The 19,077-nt window shown below is 40.9% G+C and carries 25 protein-coding genes and 1 riboswitch; of the genes, 21 read left to right on the forward strand and 4 right to left on the reverse strand.

Annotation, left to right across the window (positions count from 1 at the left end; genetic code table 11):
* Position 1 precedes the first annotated feature (1 nt).
* The 4 genes from csrA to BBI08_RS00990 all read left to right on the forward strand — a co-directional run bounded on the left by csrA (position 2) and on the right by BBI08_RS00990 (position 2,279).
* A complete protein-coding gene (csrA, locus tag BBI08_RS00975) occupies positions 2 to 226 on the forward strand; it encodes a carbon storage regulator CsrA (RefSeq protein ID WP_008499203.1) in 225 nt (74 codons plus the stop codon).
* Positions 227 to 458: 232 nt separating this feature from the next.
* Positions 459 to 1,589, forward strand: coding sequence for a flagellin N-terminal helical domain-containing protein (locus BBI08_RS00980; protein WP_065528399.1), 1,131 nt, complete (start codon positions 459 to 461; stop codon positions 1,587 to 1,589).
* 321 nt (positions 1,590 to 1,910) lie between these two features.
* The gene (locus BBI08_RS00985) at positions 1,911 to 2,045 is read left to right on the forward strand and encodes a flagellin (RefSeq protein WP_008431706.1); all 135 of its coding nucleotides are present in this window, start codon (positions 1,911 to 1,913) and stop codon (positions 2,043 to 2,045) included.
* A gap of 57 nt (positions 2,046 to 2,102) precedes the next feature.
* Positions 2,103 to 2,279, forward strand: coding sequence for a YjfB family protein (locus BBI08_RS00990; RefSeq protein WP_008499206.1), 177 nt, complete (start codon positions 2,103 to 2,105; stop codon positions 2,277 to 2,279).
* Positions 2,280 to 2,412: 133 nt separating this feature from the next.
* Here BBI08_RS00990 and BBI08_RS00995 read toward each other — a convergent pair whose 3' ends face one another.
* Positions 2,413 to 3,102, reverse strand: coding sequence for an SANT/Myb-like DNA-binding domain-containing protein (locus BBI08_RS00995; RefSeq protein WP_155800338.1), 690 nt, complete (start codon positions 3,100 to 3,102; stop codon positions 2,413 to 2,415).
* A 390-nt stretch (positions 3,103 to 3,492) separates the two neighbouring features.
* Positions 3,493 to 3,666 carry a hypothetical protein gene (locus BBI08_RS17220; protein WP_237146559.1) on the reverse strand — a complete coding sequence of 58 codons (174 nt, stop codon included), beginning with the start codon at positions 3,664 to 3,666 and terminating at the stop codon, positions 3,493 to 3,495.
* Between the two features lie 7 nt (positions 3,667 to 3,673).
* Between BBI08_RS17220 and BBI08_RS01005 the strand changes: the two genes are divergently transcribed.
* The 13 genes from BBI08_RS01005 to flgL all read left to right on the forward strand — a co-directional run bounded on the left by BBI08_RS01005 (position 3,674) and on the right by flgL (position 13,279).
* Positions 3,674 to 4,258 carry a glucosaminidase domain-containing protein gene (locus BBI08_RS01005; protein ID WP_237146560.1) on the forward strand — a complete coding sequence of 195 codons (585 nt, stop codon included), beginning with the start codon at positions 3,674 to 3,676 and terminating at the stop codon, positions 4,256 to 4,258.
* A gap of 384 nt (positions 4,259 to 4,642) precedes the next feature.
* A complete protein-coding gene (gene flaG / locus BBI08_RS01010; protein WP_008499209.1) occupies positions 4,643 to 4,987 on the forward strand; it encodes a flagellar protein FlaG in 345 nt (114 codons plus the stop codon).
* 18 nt (positions 4,988 to 5,005) lie between these two features.
* Complete coding sequence (gene fliD / locus BBI08_RS01015) at positions 5,006 to 6,481, forward strand: flagellar filament capping protein FliD (RefSeq protein WP_065528402.1); 1,476 nt, start codon at positions 5,006 to 5,008, stop codon at positions 6,479 to 6,481.
* The gene (locus BBI08_RS01020) at positions 6,481 to 6,870 is read left to right on the forward strand and encodes a hypothetical protein (protein WP_008499212.1); all 390 of its coding nucleotides are present in this window, start codon (positions 6,481 to 6,483) and stop codon (positions 6,868 to 6,870) included. Before fliD ends, BBI08_RS01020 begins: the two co-directional genes overlap by 1 nt.
* An 18-nt stretch (positions 6,871 to 6,888) precedes the next feature.
* Complete coding sequence (gene fliS / locus BBI08_RS01025) at positions 6,889 to 7,263, forward strand: flagellar export chaperone FliS (protein ID WP_008499213.1); 375 nt, start codon at positions 6,889 to 6,891, stop codon at positions 7,261 to 7,263.
* Between the two features lie 510 nt (positions 7,264 to 7,773).
* Entirely contained in the window at positions 7,774 to 8,574 is an 801-nt protein-coding gene (gene motA, locus BBI08_RS01030; RefSeq protein ID WP_065528403.1) for a flagellar motor stator protein MotA, read from the forward strand.
* On the forward strand, positions 8,564 to 9,328 hold the full coding sequence (gene motB / locus BBI08_RS01035) for a flagellar motor protein MotB (protein ID WP_008499214.1): 765 nt from the start codon (positions 8,564 to 8,566) through the stop codon (positions 9,326 to 9,328). The genes motA and motB overlap by 11 nt, the downstream gene beginning before the upstream one ends.
* A 10-nt stretch (positions 9,329 to 9,338) precedes the next feature.
* Entirely contained in the window at positions 9,339 to 9,764 is a 426-nt protein-coding gene (locus BBI08_RS01040; protein ID WP_008499215.1) for a flagellar basal body-associated FliL family protein, read from the forward strand.
* Positions 9,765 to 9,834: 70 nt separating this feature from the next.
* Positions 9,835 to 10,263 carry a flagellar protein gene (locus tag BBI08_RS01045; RefSeq protein WP_040851364.1) on the forward strand — a complete coding sequence of 143 codons (429 nt, stop codon included), beginning with the start codon at positions 9,835 to 9,837 and terminating at the stop codon, positions 10,261 to 10,263.
* A gap of 30 nt (positions 10,264 to 10,293) precedes the next feature.
* Positions 10,294 to 10,563 carry a flagellar biosynthesis anti-sigma factor FlgM gene (gene flgM / locus BBI08_RS01050; protein WP_008499217.1) on the forward strand — a complete coding sequence of 90 codons (270 nt, stop codon included), beginning with the start codon at positions 10,294 to 10,296 and terminating at the stop codon, positions 10,561 to 10,563.
* Between the two features lie 28 nt (positions 10,564 to 10,591).
* Positions 10,592 to 11,077: a flagellar protein FlgN gene (locus BBI08_RS01055; RefSeq protein ID WP_008499218.1), complete on the forward strand. Its 486-nt coding sequence runs from the start codon at positions 10,592 to 10,594 to the stop codon at positions 11,075 to 11,077.
* A 24-nt stretch (positions 11,078 to 11,101) separates the two neighbouring features.
* Positions 11,102 to 12,370: a flagellar hook-associated protein FlgK gene (flgK, locus tag BBI08_RS01060; protein ID WP_008499219.1), complete on the forward strand. Its 1,269-nt coding sequence runs from the start codon at positions 11,102 to 11,104 to the stop codon at positions 12,368 to 12,370.
* A gap of 27 nt (positions 12,371 to 12,397) precedes the next feature.
* Complete coding sequence (gene flgL / locus BBI08_RS01065) at positions 12,398 to 13,279, forward strand: flagellar hook-associated protein FlgL (protein ID WP_008499220.1); 882 nt, start codon at positions 12,398 to 12,400, stop codon at positions 13,277 to 13,279.
* Between the two features lie 379 nt (positions 13,280 to 13,658).
* Here flgL and BBI08_RS01070 read toward each other — a convergent pair whose 3' ends face one another.
* Both BBI08_RS01070 and BBI08_RS01075 read right to left on the reverse strand, forming a co-directional pair.
* Positions 13,659 to 14,501, reverse strand: coding sequence for a flagellar hook-basal body protein (locus BBI08_RS01070; protein ID WP_065528404.1), 843 nt, complete (start codon positions 14,499 to 14,501; stop codon positions 13,659 to 13,661).
* A gap of 14 nt (positions 14,502 to 14,515) precedes the next feature.
* Positions 14,516 to 15,352 carry a flagellar hook-basal body protein gene (locus BBI08_RS01075; protein ID WP_008499224.1) on the reverse strand — a complete coding sequence of 279 codons (837 nt, stop codon included), beginning with the start codon at positions 15,350 to 15,352 and terminating at the stop codon, positions 14,516 to 14,518.
* 222 nt (positions 15,353 to 15,574) lie between these two features.
* Positions 15,575 to 15,661: riboswitch (cyclic di-GMP riboswitch) on the forward strand.
* An 82-nt stretch (positions 15,662 to 15,743) separates the two neighbouring features.
* On the opposite strand from BBI08_RS01075, the gene flgB reads away from it, so the two are divergent.
* The 4 genes from flgB (at position 15,744) to fliF (ending at position 19,072) form a co-directional block, all read left to right on the forward strand.
* A complete protein-coding gene (flgB, locus tag BBI08_RS01080) occupies positions 15,744 to 16,145 on the forward strand; it encodes a flagellar basal body rod protein FlgB (RefSeq protein ID WP_008499225.1) in 402 nt (133 codons plus the stop codon).
* Between the two features lie 5 nt (positions 16,146 to 16,150).
* Positions 16,151 to 16,606, forward strand: coding sequence for a flagellar basal body rod protein FlgC (gene flgC, locus BBI08_RS01085; protein ID WP_008499226.1), 456 nt, complete (start codon positions 16,151 to 16,153; stop codon positions 16,604 to 16,606).
* Between the two features lie 503 nt (positions 16,607 to 17,109).
* Positions 17,110 to 17,406 (forward strand): flagellar hook-basal body complex protein FliE, encoded by a 297-nt coding sequence (gene fliE, locus BBI08_RS01090; RefSeq protein WP_008499228.1) that lies wholly within the window; start codon positions 17,110 to 17,112, stop codon positions 17,404 to 17,406.
* 25 nt (positions 17,407 to 17,431) lie between these two features.
* The gene (gene fliF, locus BBI08_RS01095; RefSeq protein WP_065528405.1) at positions 17,432 to 19,072 is read left to right on the forward strand and encodes a flagellar basal-body MS-ring/collar protein FliF; all 1,641 of its coding nucleotides are present in this window, start codon (positions 17,432 to 17,434) and stop codon (positions 19,070 to 19,072) included.
* Positions 19,073 to 19,077: the final 5 nt, after the last annotated feature.

A 19,077-nucleotide genomic window follows, 5' to 3' on the forward strand; every position in this document is an offset into this window, starting at 1 on the left:
CATGTTAGTACTCGGACGCAAAAAAGGCGAAACCATCGTCATTAACGACGACATTGAAATCACGGTCACTTCGATCGAAGGTGACATGGTGCGACTCGGCATCACCGCACCAAAACAAATCACCATCCACCGAAAAGAAGTCTATTTGGAAATTCAAGAAGAAAACAAACAAGCAACGTCAAATGTTATCAACTTGAGTGATTTTTTAAGTATGCGGAAAAAATAGCCCAAAGCCTGCAGAATTTGCAGGCTTTTTCTATGCCTATCGCGCCACTGTGGCAGACTCAATTGTTCTTCAAATTGTGGCTACCGCGGGGGCGCAAAAAAATATTCTAAATCTTTTTTCAAAAAACACTAAACATTTATAAAACCTCTCCGATAATAATATATGTAAGGCAGTGCAAAAGGATTTGGACGCTTACAAAAAACAAAAAAACATTACACGGAGGTAATACACAATGATTATCAATCACAATATCGCAGCATTAAACACACACAGACAGATGGCATCGGCTCAAAGCTCACAAATGGACAGCATGGAGAAATTGTCTTCAGGACTTCGCATTAACAGTGCAAAAGATGATGCAGCGGGTCTTACAATTTCTGAAAAAATGCGTGGACAGATTCGCGGATTAGAGCAAGCTTCAACTAACGCTCAAGACAGCATTTCGTTGATTCAGACTGCAGAAGGTTCTTTGAGTGAAACTCAAGATATTCTTCAACGTATGCGTGAATTAGCTGTACAATCCGGTAACGATACTAACACAACAACAGATCGTGGAGAAATTCAAAAAGAGATTGATTCTTTAACTTCTGAGATCAATCGTATTGGTAATACAACTGAGTTCAACACGCAAAAATTATTGAACGGTTCTAAAGATTCGACAAATCTTGCCGTTGCTGCTGGACAGGTAACTGTAGGTGGAATGACTTTTGATACTACTGGTGGCGCATTGAATGGTTATACCTTCGAAATGGGCACAGTAACAGATGGAACCGTTCCTTCAGTTGTTTTGGATGCAGACACTAAAAAAATCACAATTAATGGTGACTTTGATGCTACTGCGACAGGATTCACAGCAGCATCAGATATAGAGACGGCATTAAATGCCGAATTGATTACTAAGGGTGTTACACAAACTGTCACAGTTGGTGGAGCTTCGGCTGCTACGGCTACCGGAGATGCATCAGGAGCAGTAACTGGTGGAGTTGATGCAGGAGCTGGTCTTCAATTCCAAATCGGTGCTAACGAAAACCAAAGCTTGACGCTTGAGATTACTGATATGCGTGCTAAGAATTTAGGTCTTTCTGGAGCAACTGGTGGTAATTTTGCTTCTACTAATAAAGTATCTGATGGAACTAATGGCTCTCTAACAGAAGCGGCTCTCGATTTGTCAACGGCTGCAAAATCTGCAAAAGCTATTACAATTATCAATAACGCTATCGAAAAAGTATCTGGAGAACGTTCTAAGCTGGGAGCAAACCAAAACCGATTAGAACATACAATCAATAACTTGAACACATCTTCTGAAAACCTAACAGCTGCGGAATCAAGAATCCGCGACGTTGATTATGCCGAAGCCGCGTAAGCGAGTGGAGGTGCAGTCGTCCTGGCCGGTAACAGCCAGAGATTACGACCGGGTGAATTGCTGGAAAGCCCTGATAGCTTTTATTGCCACAACGTAGTTGGAAACGACAAGCGTGACGGCCTGAAAAAATAAAAGATTGGGCAATCAGCAGCCAAGCTCCTGTCTCGAAAGAGTGGAGAAGGTTCAACGACTAGGATAGACCATCTAAGGCGCAAGCTATGGTGATGAAATCCGTAGGTGAGGCAGTATACATCAGTACTGTGGATCCGAAGTGCCCGGCCCCTACTAATACTAGAGGGTGAAGATATAGTCTAGTCATTTATGAAAGTAAATGTTCGCACGATGGCGAAAGAAATGATGGAACAAACAAAGAACTCGATTCTTGCACAAGCATCACAAGCAATGCTGGCTCAGGCCAACCAAGCACCACAGCAAGTACTACAATTGCTACGTTAATTTAAAGAAATCTAGGAGCCTGAGTTTAGGCTCCTTTTTCTATAAGGAGGCGAGTCCATGGATATCGCTGCGTTATCAATGGCAATGAGTCAGGCAAGCGTAAGAACTGAAGCGAATGTTTCGGTGATGAAGAAAACGATCGATCAAGCGGAAACGAATGGTCAGGATGTTGTGAAGATGTTAGAGCAGTCTGTTCGTCCGCATGTAGGAAGTTCGATTGATTTTAGAGCATAATATGAAAAGAGTTTCCTCAAAAGGTCATGAAAAATGACTTTTGTAGGAAACTCTTTTTTCTTCATAAGTAGTGGCTCATGTCCATTGCGCCGGACGCTTTCCGCGGGCACGGCCTCAGCCGGTTACACCGTCTTCACCGCGTGCTGTTCCCGCTGGAGTCGCCGTCTCCATTACCATTCGCTATATATGTCTTACAATCTGATGGTATAAGGGTGACGCTGTTTTCACGTAACTCTCTCCATTTGTAAACAATAGACCAGTACGTGCGGTTCAAATGAAGGGCAATTTCTTTATCTGTTTTTCCTTCTTTTTTCATTTGACATAGTATTTCACATTCTTCTTTTGTATAATTTTTTCGCCGATCTGATGAACTCGCAATCACTTCGTAGCCGGGATGAGAGTCCTTATAACGTTCTATTTCTTTTTGAAAACGAAAACCCCAATCGGTTTTATGATACATGGACGGGCAGTCTTTTGAGGCATCACCAACTATCTTTAGGAATTTCATAGTTTCACTCACTTTGGTGGTTTTTAATATATAACCAAATCCATCAGGCCTCTTACTAGTAGTAAATTCGACTCCAAAATGAGTGCTTATGTGTAATTTTAATTTGCATAGATCTTCGAAGCGTAAAGACTGCAGGTGTAGGTAAATATGTGGCGTCAAATAAATGGTTTTCTTTAATTCGTTTCTATTAGCAGAAATGCATAACGAACCATCATCTAAATACAAAGTCGTGAGAAACAAAGGCGATTTACATAACTCAAGCATTTTGGGAGAGATGATTTTATCTCCATTCGCATTGTAAAAGTGATCAAACATTAATGTTAACAAAGGTAGCGATGGGGAAAGAAGTAAAGAATTAGATTGATTAAAGTAAAAAGTAGAAGGGAGCAAATTCGATACTCTAATTGTTGGATACTAAAATGTTCTCTATAACTATTATTTTTTCGGCGAGAACCTGGATATCTCTTAGTGATTTCGCCATCTCCTAAAATACTTGCGATTAAGACATTTTGCTCGTTAGAATTCAGAGAGAACAAATCCATAAAACCACCTCCTACTTAAGAACGTATGTTCCTTTTAATATACTATGACTTAGCTATTAATGTCTATTTCAAGTCGGGGTTTTCTGATATTTATTCTAAATATTTTTTACTACCACAATTATCCTATTCTTTTTTCTCTCATTATCTTGTAAACTAAACAAGATTACTCTAACAAAGGGTGTGAGAACCGATTGACCAGTCCAATTTCTTCTAATTTCCTTTTATATAATACAATCGCCACGATGGCGAAATCGATGCCTGCTATGGGGCAAACTGGTAGTGATAGTAGTTCTATCGGCAGTTCAACAAGTCCAAGTACATTTTTTGCGATGCTCATGAACGCTATGATGGAAAGCATCGAAGAAAAAAATTCCACGGTTTCGCAAACAGGAGCGCAAGTTTCATTGCCAACTTTAACAACACCTTTAACCGCTCCACTAACAAATTCCTATAATCCGGCCATTTCAATTCCGCCGCTCAACACAAAAGAAGTGCCAACCGCTGCAACCGATACGAGCGACTTGAAATTCAGACCGACACAATTTATCAAATTAGACAATACATTGGACGGCAAATTGAGTGGTACCGCTGCTCATTTTATCAATGCCGGGAAAAAATACGATTTGGATCCGAATTTATTGTCCGCAATTGCGATTCACGAAACAGGCAATGGTTCGTCGCGCGCGGTCAATGATAAAAACAATGTTGCAGGCATGATGGGTAAAAATGGCTTGCGAAGCTATGCATCCGTGGAAGACAGCATTTTCGATATGGCGCGTAATTTACGTCAAAACTATTTAAATCAAGGCAAAGACACCATCGTGAAAATCGGTGCGAAGTACGCGCCAGTTGGAGCCGCGAACGATCCAACTGGGCTAAACAATCACTGGACAAAAGGTGTCAGCAGCCAATATTCTAAACTGACATAAAATAGGGCAGGTTTACACAAGCCTGATCATGTAGACAAAAGAGGTATTGGGGCGAATTTGCTCCAATACCTCTTCTTATTCACTCTTTTTCATGAAATAATCTTGATGTTCTTTTAACATAGACGCTAGCGATGGCGCGTCCACGGGGTAGACGGAGCAAGAAGACAGGTGGTTTTCCTGGCTTCTTGCGGAAGTCATCCCCAAAGCGACCAGCGCGGGTTTATGGCGTCACAAACTGTGCAAACGGAATTTGTCTACAGTCTGAGGTTTTCACAAACCTGTCTTATTTTTTTTTTGCTTTTTTACTAAAAAAATCTGCTTTTCTGCCGATAACTACTATATAGAACCCTTTAGTCAATCTGAAGGACAAGGAGTGTAACCCACATGGAAGTAACAAAACTGCCTGCTATCGAATTTCCGAGAATCAGCGAACCCAATCCGGCCGTCTCTAAAAAGCCGATTGCAACAGAAGAAAACCAAAACAAACAAGCCGATAAAGCCATTACGAAAGAAGCACTTACCGATAAAGTAGAGAGCATGAACAAATTTCTAGAGTCAGCTACAACGAATGTGAAATTTCAGTTTCATGAAGAGATGAATGTTTATTATGTTCAAGTCGTGAATTCTCTAACAGAAGAAATTTTAAGAGAAATTCCCAATAAGAAGTTTTTAGACATGTATGCCTCGATGGCTGATTTTGCTGGCCTGATGGTGGATGAGAAATTATAAGATCGGAGTGAATCATGTATGCGCATTGGCGGATTAGCATCAGGCATGGATACCGAATCAATCGTTAAAGATATGATGACTGTCCAAAAAATGCCATTAGATAAATTGATGCAAGAAAAAACATTTACAGAATGGCAACAAGAAGCAGTAAGAGAGACCAACTTATCCATGTCGAGCTTGCGGACGAGTGCTAGTAGTCTAAGGCTTCAGTCATCGTTTAATGCATACAGTGCAGTGTCGCCGAACCCAACAAGTTTTACCGTTGCCACAACGCCTACTGCAATGAGCGGATCGTATAAAGTAGAAGTAGTAAGTGTAGCGAGTGCGGCGAAATTGACTTCAGCGAATGCGGTACAGAATACGGCAGGTAACGCTGCTAAATCGACAGACCAAATTGGTGTAGCCGGAAAAATTGATATCAATGGTATTAACATTGACGTAGCAAGTACTGACACCTTTGCGGACGTTGCGAAAAAGTTGCAAGATGCTACAGCTTCTTCAGTTCCAGCTTTACGAGCTAGCTTTGATGACACGACATCGCGCTTTTTCATTTCGACAAAAGAAATGGGTTCGGAGCAAGCTTTCACTATGAATTTCACGGATGTAGATGGAGTTGCAAGTCAAGCATTAGCCGATAAAATCGTTAATAACGGTACTGCTACAGCAGCAGCGACAGGAGCTATAGACGGAGCCATCAAATTTGATGGTATAGCAGTAAATGGATTAAAATCCAACCAAACAACGGTCAATGGATTAACGATTAATCTTTTGCAGGCAGGTTCAGAGTCTGTTGTCAACGTTCAGTCTAATCCTGAAAAACCATTAGCTATGATTAAAGAATTTATCGATAAATACAACGAAACCATCGATACATTGCAAAAGCAGATTATCGAAAAGCGCTACCCAAATTTCCAACCCTTATCTGATGAACAGAAAAAAGAACTAACAGAAACGGAAATCGAATTATGGGAAGAAAAAGCGCGGAGTGGATTATTACGCAATGACCCGATAATGAAATCGGCCTTACAAGATTTACGAAGAGCCTTTATGGACAAAGTATCCGGACTTGCAGATGGCAACCTCAATCATTTATCGCAAATCGGTATAAATACCGGCTCTTACACAGAAGGCGGTAAATTGTTTATTGATGACAAGAAATTAACGGAAGCGCTAGCGAACAAGCCAGAAGAAGTAATGGCTTTGTTCACAACGCGAGACGCAGCTGGCAACGGCGTCGGCGCACGCGTTTATGACACGTTAAATGACATTGTTAAAAAACTCAGCGCAAAAGCGGGCAGTTCTTCAAGCTCAGTCGATAACAGTACACTTTCTCAAAAATTAAAACGAATGGATACGGAAATTAGTCGCTGGCAAGACCGACTAACAAGTATTGAAGATCGCTACTGGAAGCAATTTACCGCGATGGAAAAAGCGTTAAGTAAGATGAACTCCCAAAGCACCTGGATGCAACAAAGCTTGTTCGGTGGTTCGTGATGAGTGATTCAAAGCCAATTATGTATGCTTTTCTCAAACAGGCTCGTGAGATTTATGAAAAAGCGCAACAGGTCAATTCACGAATGGAAGACAATGAAGAAGGAATTGTCGAATCGCTTGAAGGCCTATTTACTCAACGCGAAGAAACCATTCGTCAATTAGAAACCTTCATGAAGCAACGGAACTTCCGTTGGACAGAAGAAGAACATTCGATTATTGAACAACTAAAAGAAATTGAACAAAAACTTCAGCCGCTGATCAACGGATTACACCAATCGTTTTTTGCCCAAATTACACGCATTACCCAAACAAAAGAAATATCCAAAAAATACGGCGGTGCCTACCAAACAGTAGCAACAGCAGGTTCATTTATAGACAAACGCAATTAATCGCAAGGGGGAAAACGAATGGTCACCATCAATCCTTACCAGACCTACCAGCAAAACTCAGTAATGACCGCATCACCTCAAGAACTGACATTAATGCTTTATAACGGCTGTCTAAAATTCATGAAACTAGCAAAACGTGCCATGGCTGATAAAAAAATCGAAGAAAAAAATACAAACATCATTAAAGCCCAAAACATCATCCAAGAACTGCGCAGTACATTAAAAGCAGACATCGAAATGTCAGCGGGTCTCGAGCAAATGTATGAATACATGTACAATCGCCTAGTAGAAGCTAACATGAAAAATGACGTAACAGCACTAGAAGAAGTAGAAGCGCTTATGACAGATATTCGCAACACATGGAAACAAGCCATGGCTTTAGTGAAGAAATAAGGAAGTTGATTTCCAAGTCGCATCTGCGCTTTGGGCATAGCTCCCACAAGAAGCCAGGCAAAGAAGGCTAGTCTTCTTGTTTCGCTTAGCCCGTGGACGCGCCGATGCTAAGTATTTAGGTATAGTTAAATAAGAAGAGAATTATTTAACTATACCTTTTAAAGCTAGAAGAATGAGCGTAAGGCGGCGACTCCTGCGGAAAAACGGAGTGATGAGACCCCGCAGGAGCTTGCGACGAGGAGGCTCAGCGCTTCGTCCGCGGAAAGCGTCCGCCTGGAGCGAAGCCTTCAAGAACCTCTTACTTTTACTAAGAAGTATGAAGTTCACTATTTTGAAAATTAGATATGAAGTAAAACAACGGAGACTCCCGCGGGATAGCGAAGTGTCGAACTAACTCGGGCGTATAGCCCGAGTTAGTTCGGCGCAAGCCCGCAGGAAAGCGTAGTTGTTTTACGTAATATCATGCATACTATAATAAAATTACACAGGTGAATGAAATGAGGTATAAACGTGGATAAGACATCATGGATAGGAGTCATCCTGGGATTCGTCGTGTTGATAGGAGGGATGATCCTTAAAGGATCAAACCCGATGGCCCTGTATAATCCAGCGGCGCTGGTCATTATTTTTGCTGGTACCATCGCCTGTCTTCTCGTTGCGTTTCCGATGGATGAAATTAAAAAAATTCCCAGCTTGTTCAAAGTGATTTTCAGTGAACAGAAAGCGGTCTCTATCAAGGAAATGATTCCGATGTTTACGGGATGGGCTATGCTCGCACGAAAAGAAGGCTTGCTTGCATTAGAAGAAAAATCAGAAGAAGTAGAAGATCCATTTTTGCAACGCGGATTGAAAATGGTTGTAGATGGCCAGTCACAAGAACACATCCGTGATTTGATGGAAGAAGAAATTGCGGCTATGGAAGAGCGTCACGAACTCGGTGCGAAAATTTTCGCACAAGCTGGTACATACGCACCAACACTTGGGGTACTCGGTGCCGTTATCGGGTTAGTTGCCGCACTCGGTCACTTGGACGATGTAGCACTTTTAGGTAAATCCATTTCCGCTGCCTTTATCGCAACATTATTCGGAATTTTCTCAGGGTATGTGTTATGGCATCCATTCGCCAATAAACTAAAGCGGAAATCAGAAGCCGAAGTAAAAACAAAAATGATTATGCTAGAAGGATTGCTCGCTGTTCAAGAAGGCTTGCCAGTCCGTACAGTAGAAGAAAAACTATTAACTTACTTACCAGCGAAAGACCGTGTGCTTGAATCTGATGAAGAAGGAAGCGGTGTTCAAGTTGAAGCGTAAAAAAAAGCATGAAGAACATGTAGATGAAGCTTGGCTATTGCCTTATGCCGACATATTGACGCTGTTGCTCGCTTTATTTATCGTTTTGTTCGCTTCTAGCCAAGTGGACACTCAAAAATTCAATGCTATTGCCGAATCATTTAATAGTGAACTAAAAGGTGGGACAGGCATACTTGATGACCAAGCGCCTGTTGAAAGCATTGATACGTCGCCAGTTGCAGAGTTAAATGAAGATCCGGTGTCTGGTGAAAGTCCGGAAGAGATTTTTGTCGCCAAAGACCAGCAAGAATTAAAAGATTTTCAAACGAAGATTGAAGCGTATATAGCTGATAAAGGCTTGTCGCTTCGCCTTGAAACCGAGTTAACTGGTAAAGGGCTAATGATCACCATTAAAGATGGCTTGTTATTTGAATCGGGAAGTGCAGATTTACTCGAAGATTCACAGACCATTATAGAAGAGATTTCAAATTTGTTAATTTCAGATCCGCCACGGATGATTTTCATCGAAGGACACACGGATAACATCCCAACAGGCCAAGTGAAATATCCAACCAACTGGGAATTGAGTTCAGCGCGAGCTATTAATTTCATGAGAATTTTGCTTCAAAATGATAAACTTGAGCCACAGAAGTTTAGTGCGACGGGCTATAGCGAATACCAGCCGATCGCGTCTAACGATACGCCTGAAGGAAGAGCGGAAAATCGCCGCGTTGAAGTATTGATCTCACCTTTTGAAGTAGAAACTGAAGAATAAGAGGTGCACTATGGGGAAAACAATCAAAATAATTGTAGCTTTTATCGTGTTGGTAGCTATTGGCGGAGGGGCTTATTTTTACTTTGTGCCAAAAGATGACAAAGCAGAAGAACACAAATCACACAGCGCCGAAGAAATAGCGGAAATGAGTATCGACACGGATGTCATCACAACGAACTTAGCATCTGCTGGAAATTTCGGGATCGTCCAGTTTAATATTTTATTAAGCGATAAAGAAACAAAAGAAGAAGCTGAAAAGCGTACTGCTGAAGTGCGTGCGGCTGTTATTTCAACAGTTGCCAGTTTTACAAAAGATGAATTGGTCGGAGAAAGCGGTATTAAAATGATTGAAGAAGAATTAATTGGACGTCTAGCCGAAGTTTTTGAAAAAGGCACAGTTGAACGAGTACTGGTGACCGAATTTAAAATGCAATAATACTAAATTTCGCTAAACATTTGAGTAGAACTGCCGATATAATCTATAGAGAAGGTCAGGTGAGTACATAATGGGAGCAAATCAGCTGAGTAATTGCCGGATTTGCGGTACATTATTCCTTAAGGACTACACTGACTGTTGCATAGACTGCTACAAAGAAATCGAAGAAGATTTTAAATTGGTAACCGATTTTTTAAGGAATAGTTACAATCGCAATGCAAACATTCAGGAAGTCAGTCAATTTACAAATATCCCAGTCAAGCAAATCGCTGATTTTATACGCGATGGTCGAATATACGCAGAGGACTATCCGAATCTAGGTTATCCGTGTCAGCGTTGTGATAAGCTGATTAAAAGACAGATGCTTTGCAAGGAATGCTTTGAGACATTTAAAGAGGAAATCGACCGGACAGTGAAAACGGGTATGTTTATGCAAAAAACTGGAAAAAAGTTGATAGAACCACAAAGTGATGTGCAATACTGGAAATTACGAAAATGAAATGACAATAAACTAAAGGGTGGTGAAGGAATGAATATCGATAAAACAAATAGTTCTTCCTTTATTCAATCTTATCAAAAAATGCAAGTAACTCCGGCAGCGAAAACCAAGCCGTTGCAAAAAGAAGACGAGCTACAAATTTCAAATGAGGCGAAAGCGATGTTCGAAAAAAATGCTAGCGTGGACATTGAAAGACAAGAAAAAATCCAGTTATTAAAAGCGCAAGTGGCATCAGGTGAATACCAAGTGGATGCAGGCAAAGTAGCCGATAAAGTGCATCAATTTTGGTTCGACAAATAAAAAAGCTTTTTAAAGAGGAGGATATCGGATGCTGAACTTAGTAGTAAACACGCTGGACGAATTGATCAGCATACAAAAACAGCTTATCCGTTATGCCGAGCGCAAGCAGACCGTGTTAATCGAACGAAAAGTCGATGAACTAACGGAGCTTGTGAAAGAAGAAGCAAAGCTGGTTAAGCAGCTTGGCCAATTGGAAGACGAACGGCAACAACTTGTAGCCGACGTGTTGGAAGAGCATCCTGGACTGACATTTAGTCAGTTTGCAGAGCAGATTCCGGATGAACAAGTAAAACAAGAGCTTCACTTACAATTGAAAACCTTACAAACGCTTTTGACCGAACTTCAAGCAAAAAACAAAACCAACGAAAAACTTCTTGAAGACTCAATGAGCTTTGTTCAACATATGATTACCCAAGTAACAAAATCAAAGCAACAAAATTTTAACTACCAATCACCGGCAGGACAACAAAAACCACAATCAAACAATCAAGGCTTTTTCGATACAAGAGCCTAGAAATTGTTGGGAGGCAAGTAGACTATGGTTTCGACATTTCACGGATTAGAATTAGGAAAACGCGGCTTATCTGTTGGCCAGGCCAGCCTTTCAACGACGGGGCAAAATATCGCCAATGTAAATACGAAAGGCTATTCACGCCAACAAGTGAATTCAAGTGCTTCTCCGTCTTTGGATGTTTGGACAAACCAAGGGGCGAACACTGGCCAGCTCGGAACCGGCGTCAATATCGATTCAATTACCCGTGTAAGAGACCGCTTCCTCGACCAACAAGTTCGGGACCATTCAGAAACACTTGGGCAATGGCAAGCAAAACAAACAACATTAGATCGTTTGGAAACCATCGTAAATGAACCCAGCACTAGTGGATTAAATAGCGCAATGGATGCGTTAAAAAATGCGTGGCAAGATTTAGCCAACGAACCGGATAGCCTAGCAGCACAAGCCATTGTGAAAGAACGCGCTCAAGGATTTGTCGACGTCGCCCAGTCGATGAACAAATCAATGGAAAACTTAAAAGGTGAACTAACACTACAAACACAAGAAACAGTTGCTGAAGCAAACGGTTATTTAAAACAAATCGCTGAGTTAAACAAAAGCATTGTCCGCGATGGCAATCAGTCAAATGACTTGAAAGACAAGCGAGATGCTTTAGTAGAAGATCTTTCGAAATTGATGTCCATTAAAGTGGATGAAAAACCAAGTGGCAGTTATTCGATTAGCCTTTCTTCAAACAAACAAGCGTTGGTGACTGGTGAAGAAGTTTCTAAAATTGATGTCGACAGTGTAAACGCTAACCCGAAAAGGTACGGCGGTAAATTGGCTGGGTTGAGCGAGTCAATGGAAAGCGCGATATATTATCAAGACAAATTGATAAGTGTGGTCAAAAATTTTGCGCAAGCAAACACCATGTCAAAAACAGGTAGCACAGATCAAGCTTTATTTATCGGGGATGCTGACAACTTCAACATATCAGAGTTAAAAGTGAATTACGCAGCGAGTCCATTAAAACAACCGGCCGCAACGGGTAAACCATCAGAAGACGCACAAAGTTACTTCAGAGAACTGGTGAGTGAACTAGGTGCAGAAAGTCAGTCAGCAATCAATTCGGTTGCTAATCACGAAGCAACTCTTCAAGCAACAGAAAATCGTCGGCAATCTGTAACCGGCGTTTCTCTTGATGAAGAAATGGCAAATTTGATTAAGTACCAACATTCATATAATGCAGCAGCACGATTAGTATCGATGACGGACCAAATGCTAGATACCATCATTAATCGAATGGCCAACTGATAGAAGTAGGAACGTGGAGGGGAAACCATGAGAGTCACACAACAAATGCTTAACCAAAACTCCATACGCAATATGAGCCAAAACTTGAGCCGTTTCGAAAAAATGAACAATCAAGTATCATCCGGCAAATCGCTTCACCGGCCATCAGATGATCCGAACGGTGTCAGTAAAGCAATGAACCTAAAAAGCACGCTTTCAGCAAACGCGCAATTTGAACGAAATACTAACGAATCAAAGTTGTGGATGGATGAAACCGGTCAAAACATTGATTCGATGGTGGGGGTTATGCAACGAGTACGCGAACTGGCAATTCAAGGAAATAATGATACATATTCCGAAATTGACCGCAAGGCAATTGATGCTGAAATTGGAGAGTTAACTGAGCAAATGCGAGGATTAGCTAATGCAAAAGTTAATGGTCGTTCATTATTCAATGGTCAGAAAACAGGAGAATCGCCGTTTCCTGAAAAAGGAAATTATGCATTTGATAGTACAGACCTAGTGGCTAGAACATTTGCAATCGGTGAAGGCATAAACATTCAAGCGAGTGTCCTACCTGATGAACTGTTCGGTGCGGCAACAGAGGACACCAATATCTTTAAAACATTGCAAAGCATATCGGCTAGTTTACAAGCTGGTACTTCCATCGATTTGGAAAAAACCGATGCAGGAATCGACCGATTATTAACAGTAGGTGCTCAAAACGGTGTACGCCAAAATCGTGTAGAAGCCGTTGAAAATCGTTTGCTCGATAGTAACTTGGAACTTCAATCGATGTTATCAAGAGTCGAAGACGTTGACTACGCAGAAGCCGTTATCAAACTTAAGAGTGAAGAAAGTATTTACCAGGCAAGCCTTGCAGCAACAGCAAAAATCATTCAGCCAAGTTTAATGGACTTTTTGAGATAAGAAGATAAATAGTATTAATAAGCATTAAAAATTTATCGGGATATTCCGCAAAACAACTACGCTTTCCGCGGGCTCGCGCCCAAGCCTCCTCAGTCGCTGTGCGCCTTGCGGGGTCTCGGTCGTCTCACTATTCCGCAGGAGTCTCCGTTGTTTTGCTCCATACCCTAGTAGTCAAAAATACAATTTATAACTTTTTAGAAGAAAGAGCGGAAGGCGGCGACTCCTGGGGGAATAGTGCGAGCTGAAGACCCTGGACTGAGCGCAGCGAGGGAAGCGGCTGAAGCCGTGCCCCCCGGAACGCGTCCGCCTGGAGCGATTTCTTCCAAATAGAATACATAGAAAAAGAGCAGTCACCCCGTGGGGTGACTGCTCTTTTTGGTTATCCTTTAATCGTATTGACTAAGCCCATCATGTCATCTGCATAAGAAATGGCTCTACCTTGTGATTGAAACAATCGTTGTGTAGCAATCAATTCGGTCATCTCATCAGTCAAATCGACATTGGACATTTCCAACGCGCCTTGCTTAATACTAATTCCCCCATCATTTTGCTGAGACAAGTTGAGGAGCTGTAAATTGCCGTTCGCGATTTGTTCAGCTTCTGTCCCATTTAAGCGGAATCGATTTTCACCGATTTTCGCTAATGAATCTTGTCGGTTAATTTGAGCAATACCCATTTGGATTTCAGTCGGTTGCTTATCCGAGTCTTTATAAGAAATCTCTAAAGCACCTTGTCCATTTAAGCGGATATTTTCAAAGTCAGCATCGAAAACAATTGGTTGGTTATCAGCGCCTAATACCGCATCACCGTTCGCTGTTACTAAGCCAACTTGCGTCGAATTCAAAATAGGCTGTACTTGGAAAGATCCATCTTTTGTATAAAATGTATTCTCTTCAGATGCAACACGGAAGTAAGCTGATTCGCCTTGAATCATAAAGTCAAGCGGCCGGTCAGTTTGTTGGATAGAGCCTTGCTCATTGCGAACAGCTGTCTGTGAAAGAATCGCGCCGGCACCAAGACGTAAACCGTAAGGCGTAATTCGTCCAACTTCATTTTGTGGACCGACTTGTTTTTCGATAGACTGTACAAGCGCATCTGAAAAGCTGGCTTCTTGGCGTTTATAACCATTGGTATTTACGTTAGCAATATTGTTGCCAATCAAGTCTATTTTTTTTTGCAGTTCACTCATTGTATTACTAGCTGTATTCATCTGGATATTCAACTTTTCAATTCCTCCTAGACGCGCCCAATCTCATTTACAGCTTTTTCCATGCTGCGATCATACGCTTGAATTACTTTTTGGTTTGATTCGAAGCCTCGGTATGTCGTCATCATGTCTGTCATAGTCTTGGTTAAATCAACATTCGACTGTTCGATGAACCCTTGCTTGATAAAGTTGTTTGTTCCATCAAGCAATTCAACGTCATCAATAAATTGAGGGAGTGCTTCAGGATTTCCAGCCCATCGTAAAAGATTTTGTCCTTCTTTCACAAATTGCTCAGGATTTTCGGTATGGCCGATCCATAATCGATCTTCTTGTGAGCCATTGGCTAAAATAATTTGGCCATTTTCCTCTACAGTAAAATCAGCTGAACCAACTTGAATCGGTTGTAAGTTTTCGCCTAAAACAGCAAAACCATCACTAGTGGTCAAAAAGCCATTTGTATCCACAGCAAACGATCCATTTTTTGTGTAACGCACGTCGCCATCTTCTGCAGCTACTGCAAACACCATCGACCCTCTTTGTTGGGTATCTGGATTTTTTGGCAATAACTCATCCAGCAAGGCAATATCTGTTTGATTTCCAGTTTCTTTCAAAGGACCTTGAAGAAAAGAAGGAATCCCCTCTTGTGTGTACACCCCAGTAGTTAAAGTGCCAATATTATGTGGTACTATCGTACCTTTTTTACTATTTTCAACCGCTTTGATTAATTGCTCAGGAAAAGCACGGAAAACGGTCTGGTCTTCTTTAAAACCAGGGGTATTCGCATTGGATAAGTTATTTGTTAATATTTGTTGTTGTCTATTATTAGCCATCATTCCTGATGTAGCAGTGTATAATCCACGAAACATCTAGTTTCTTCCTTTCAAAACCGAATCATTATTTCTCGCGTATCATAACATTTTAAATATATAAAAAACAGTGACTTTTAAATTAAAATGGAAAATATATCTTTAAAAGTTTTAGAAAAGAAGAATATACAAAATTATTGAAACATGATACTATCACTTTGTTATTATTTTTTGAAATATAGTACTAAATAATGAGTTTAAAAATCAAATATATGATTATCATGGTGAAAATGGCAAACTTATTCGAAAGATAAAGACGCAAAACCACGGGCCTAACTACATAATGTACATGGCAGCCGGGTTATCAAAAGTGGTAGATTTTAATTGAATCCACCTTTTTTAGAGGTGGATTTTTATATGAAGATCAGCTGTTAAAAAAAGGAGTTTATCAATGAATATATTCCCTAAATCGATTGATGCAATGGAGCAAGCTTTATCAGCGTCAACGCTTAAACAACGTGTTCATTCAGCAAATATTGCTAATGTAGATACCCCAAATTACAAAAGTAAAAAAGTGGATTTCCAAGCAGCGCTAGACACAGCTATGAACAAACAAAAACTTTCAAGCTATAAAACTGACAATCGCCATTTGTCATTTAGCAACGAATCTTCTATAGGCACAACTAGAGTTCTGACAAACAACTCAACGCAATATAGTAACAATGGCAATAATGTCGACATGGATGTTGAAATGGCTGAACTGGCAAAAAATCAATTATGGTATAACGCTGTAACAGAACGGGTCAACGGAAAACTTAATAGTCTTAGCTCAGTTATTAATGGAGGGAGATAATTAAGATGAGTTTATTTAGTGGTTTTAATATCAGTGCTTCCGGACTGACAGCAAATCGGCTTCGAATGGATGTTGTATCAGCTAATATTGCAAATGCCAATACAAATCGTGCCGAACTAGTGGATGGTGAGTGGATGCCATATCGCCGGAAAACCGTAGAATTGTCGCAAAGTGGTTCGTCACCTTTTGCCAATCAATTGCAGTCAGCAATCCATAGAGGGGACACCGCTGTGACTGGTGTCAAAGTATCGGAAATAAAAGAAGATCAAACACCATTTACATTAAGGTATGATCCGGAACATCCAGATGCCGGTGAAGACGGCTATGTCCGTTCTTCTAATGTCGATCCCTTAAAGGAAATGGTGGATTTGATGTCGGCAACTCGTTCTTATGAAGCCAACGTCACCGCATTAAACGCATCAAAAAGCATGTTTATGAAAGCTTTGGAAATCGGGAAGTAATACATAGTTGGTAAAGGTGGAAGAAATCACTCCAGGCGGACGCTTTCCGGGGGGCACGGCATCAGCCGCTTCCCTCGCTGCGCTCAGTCCAGGGTCTTCAGCTCGCGCTATTCCCCCAGGAGTCGCCGCCTTCCGCTCTTTCTTCTATGAGTCACAAAATAATAAAAAAGATTTAACTTTAAACTCGTAGTATATGGAGCAAACCAGCTGCGCTTTCCTGCGGGCTTGCGCCGAACTAACTCGGGCTAATCGCCCGAGTGGATTTCGACACTTCGCTATCCCGCGAGAGTCTCCGCTGGTTTACTCCATATCTTTATGAAGTAGTGTGAAAATGGGTGTTTTTTTCAGCCAATCTTCAGCGCCGGCGCGTCCACGGGCTGGGCGAAGTAAGAAGACAGGTGCACTTTACCTGGCTTCTTGCGGGAGCCATGCCCAAAGCGGCCGAAGCGATTTATAAAATAGAAGATTATTTCGATCAACTATAGAACATTAAGGAGGCACTTATGGAAAAAATAAGCCAGATTCAAACACCTTTCATTCAAAATCAATTGTTCAATAATGTAAAACCTGAGAGTAAAGTAGAAGGATTTGGACAAGTACTTAAAGATGCTTTAAAAGAAGTGAGTGCGGCACAAAATGAATCCGATAAATTGACCAATCAATTGATAACAGGAGAAGTTCAAGATGTCCATGAAGTCATGATTGCTTCACAAAAAGCCAGCTTATCTTTGCAAATGACGATGCAAGTACGCAACAAAGTGGTTGAAGCTTATCAAGAAGTTATGAGAATGCAAGTATGATTAAGACTGGCAGGATGATGATGAAATGAAAGAGAAGTTTTCGACATATAAATTGAAATTGAGTGAATCGTGGACCAGTTTTTCTCCTGTAACGAAATGGTCTGTTATTGGCTCATTTTTTATCACCTTAATTATTCTTGGTGTCTTTGTTTTTTACAGCAATCAATCAAATTTTTCCGTCTTGTATTCCGATTTGACGCCAGCTGAAGCAGGGGAAATAAAGACAGCAATAGAAGATCAGGCCATACCAGTAGAAGTTTCTGCGGATGGCAAAACCATTAGCGTGCCAGAAGAACATTTGGCTAATTTGAAAGTGAGCCTTGCTGCAGAAGGTATTCCGAAGAATGGAAATGTCAATTACGGCACATTTAGCGAGAATATGGGACTCGGTATGACCGATCGTCATTTCGATGTGGTGGAGCGAGATGCTATGCAAAATGAGCTGGCATATTTGATAAAACAAATTGACGGTGTAACAGAAGCAAACGTTATGATTACGCTCCCAAAAGAAAATATTTGGATAACAGATGAGGAGCAGACATCTACTGCCTCTATTGTAGTAAAGGGCGATTCGACACTGCAATTGGACCAAAAACAAATTAATGGCTTGTATCACTTAATCAGCAAATCGGTTCCAAGTTTGCCGCCAGATCAAATTGTTATTATGGATCAGAATGGCCAAGTGTTTGAAGTGCAAGATGAGAACCAGTTAGATACTAATTTATCCGTTTACCAGCAACACCGTGAAATTCAAAAAGGCATTGAGCAGGATATTCAACGTGAATTGCAACAAATGCTCGGCTTACTACTTGGACAGGACAAAGTAGTCGTGTCAGTTATGACAAATATTGATTTTACAAAAGAAAAACGAGAAGAGCAATTAGTTGAACCGGTTGATGTTGAAAACAATAAAGGTTTAGATATCAGCGTTGAGCGAATTATTGAAACGTATTCAAGTGAAGGTGTAGTCATTGAAGATGCTGCGGGAACTGGTGAAACTGAAATTGCCAATTATCCAGGTGTGAACGGAACTGGTAATAGTGAGTCTGAGCGATCCGAAGAGCGGATTAACAGTGAAGTGAATCGGATTAACCGCCAAATTGAAATGAGTCCGTACGTTATTGACGATATCACGATAAACGTAGGTGTAGAACCACCAGTTCCTGAGAATCCAGCCAGCTTAACACAAGAGAATATTGCTGATATCAGCAATCTGTTGAAAAATGCAGTCAGTACGTCATTGAGTATGAATGAAGTAACTGCCACTGAGATGGAGTTGGAAGATCGAATTTCTGTTTTTGCAACAGAATTCCAAGGACGTCCGGTCATTGAAGACGAAGAACCAGAAATCACATTCCTTACGGGTATACCGAATAGTCTTCTTGTTGTTATTTGTGCAGCAATAGTGTTACTGCTAATTATTGTTATTGCAGTCATCTTACTGCGTAGAAATAAAAAAGAAAAAGTTTTAGAAGAAGAATATGACTTTGGTGGATTTGAACAAGCATTGGCCAAATCGAACCAGATAGAAACTGAAGAAGAAGAAATCGATTTGTCCGAGTTTAGTAACAGATCAAATCCTAAGCGGAAAACGATTGAAAAGCTTGCCAAAGGACGACCTGAAGATTTCACAAAATTATTGCGGTCATGGATGGCAGATGACTAGGAGAG

It is taken from the genome of Planococcus halocryophilus, assembly GCF_001687585.2.
In the GTDB taxonomy this organism is placed as follows: Bacteria; Bacillota; Bacilli; order Bacillales_A; family Planococcaceae; genus Planococcus; species Planococcus halocryophilus.

Bases quoted from the DNA above. Each gene is read 5' to 3' on its own strand.
- fliE (WP_008499228.1), top strand. From the start codon at position 17,110: ATGGAAAAAATAAGCCAGATTCAAACACCTTTCATTCAAAATCAATTG.
- fliD (WP_065528402.1), top strand. From the start codon at position 5,006: ATGCGCATTGGCGGATTAGCATCAGGCATGGATACCGAATCAATCGTT.
- fliF (WP_065528405.1), top strand. From the start codon at position 17,432: ATGAAAGAGAAGTTTTCGACATATAAATTGAAATTGAGTGAATCGTGG.
- BBI08_RS01045 (WP_040851364.1), top strand. From the start codon at position 9,835: ATGGGAGCAAATCAGCTGAGTAATTGCCGGATTTGCGGTACATTATTC.
- csrA (WP_008499203.1), top strand. From the start codon at position 2: ATGTTAGTACTCGGACGCAAAAAAGGCGAAACCATCGTCATTAACGAC.
- BBI08_RS00990 (WP_008499206.1), top strand. From the start codon at position 2,103: ATGGATATCGCTGCGTTATCAATGGCAATGAGTCAGGCAAGCGTAAGA.
- BBI08_RS00995 (WP_155800338.1), bottom strand. From the start codon at position 3,102: ATGTTTGATCACTTTTACAATGCGAATGGAGATAAAATCATCTCTCCC.
- BBI08_RS00980 (WP_065528399.1), top strand. From the start codon at position 459: ATGATTATCAATCACAATATCGCAGCATTAAACACACACAGACAGATG.
- BBI08_RS01020 (WP_008499212.1), top strand. From the start codon at position 6,481: ATGAGTGATTCAAAGCCAATTATGTATGCTTTTCTCAAACAGGCTCGT.
- BBI08_RS01005 (WP_237146560.1), top strand. From the start codon at position 3,674: ATGATGGAAAGCATCGAAGAAAAAAATTCCACGGTTTCGCAAACAGGA.
- fliS (WP_008499213.1), top strand. From the start codon at position 6,889: ATGGTCACCATCAATCCTTACCAGACCTACCAGCAAAACTCAGTAATG.
- BBI08_RS01075 (WP_008499224.1), bottom strand. From the start codon at position 15,352: ATGTTTCGTGGATTATACACTGCTACATCAGGAATGATGGCTAATAAT.
- flgM (WP_008499217.1), top strand. From the start codon at position 10,294: ATGAATATCGATAAAACAAATAGTTCTTCCTTTATTCAATCTTATCAA.
- flgK (WP_008499219.1), top strand. From the start codon at position 11,102: ATGGTTTCGACATTTCACGGATTAGAATTAGGAAAACGCGGCTTATCT.
- flgB (WP_008499225.1), top strand. From the start codon at position 15,744: ATGAATATATTCCCTAAATCGATTGATGCAATGGAGCAAGCTTTATCA.
- flgL (WP_008499220.1), top strand. From the start codon at position 12,398: ATGAGAGTCACACAACAAATGCTTAACCAAAACTCCATACGCAATATG.
- BBI08_RS01055 (WP_008499218.1), top strand. From the start codon at position 10,592: ATGCTGAACTTAGTAGTAAACACGCTGGACGAATTGATCAGCATACAA.
- BBI08_RS01040 (WP_008499215.1), top strand. From the start codon at position 9,339: ATGGGGAAAACAATCAAAATAATTGTAGCTTTTATCGTGTTGGTAGCT.
- flgC (WP_008499226.1), top strand. From the start codon at position 16,151: ATGAGTTTATTTAGTGGTTTTAATATCAGTGCTTCCGGACTGACAGCA.
- BBI08_RS00985 (WP_008431706.1), top strand. From the start codon at position 1,911: ATGAAAGTAAATGTTCGCACGATGGCGAAAGAAATGATGGAACAAACA.
- flaG (WP_008499209.1), top strand. From the start codon at position 4,643: ATGGAAGTAACAAAACTGCCTGCTATCGAATTTCCGAGAATCAGCGAA.
- BBI08_RS17220 (WP_237146559.1), bottom strand. From the start codon at position 3,666: ATGAGCATCGCAAAAAATGTACTTGGACTTGTTGAACTGCCGATAGAA.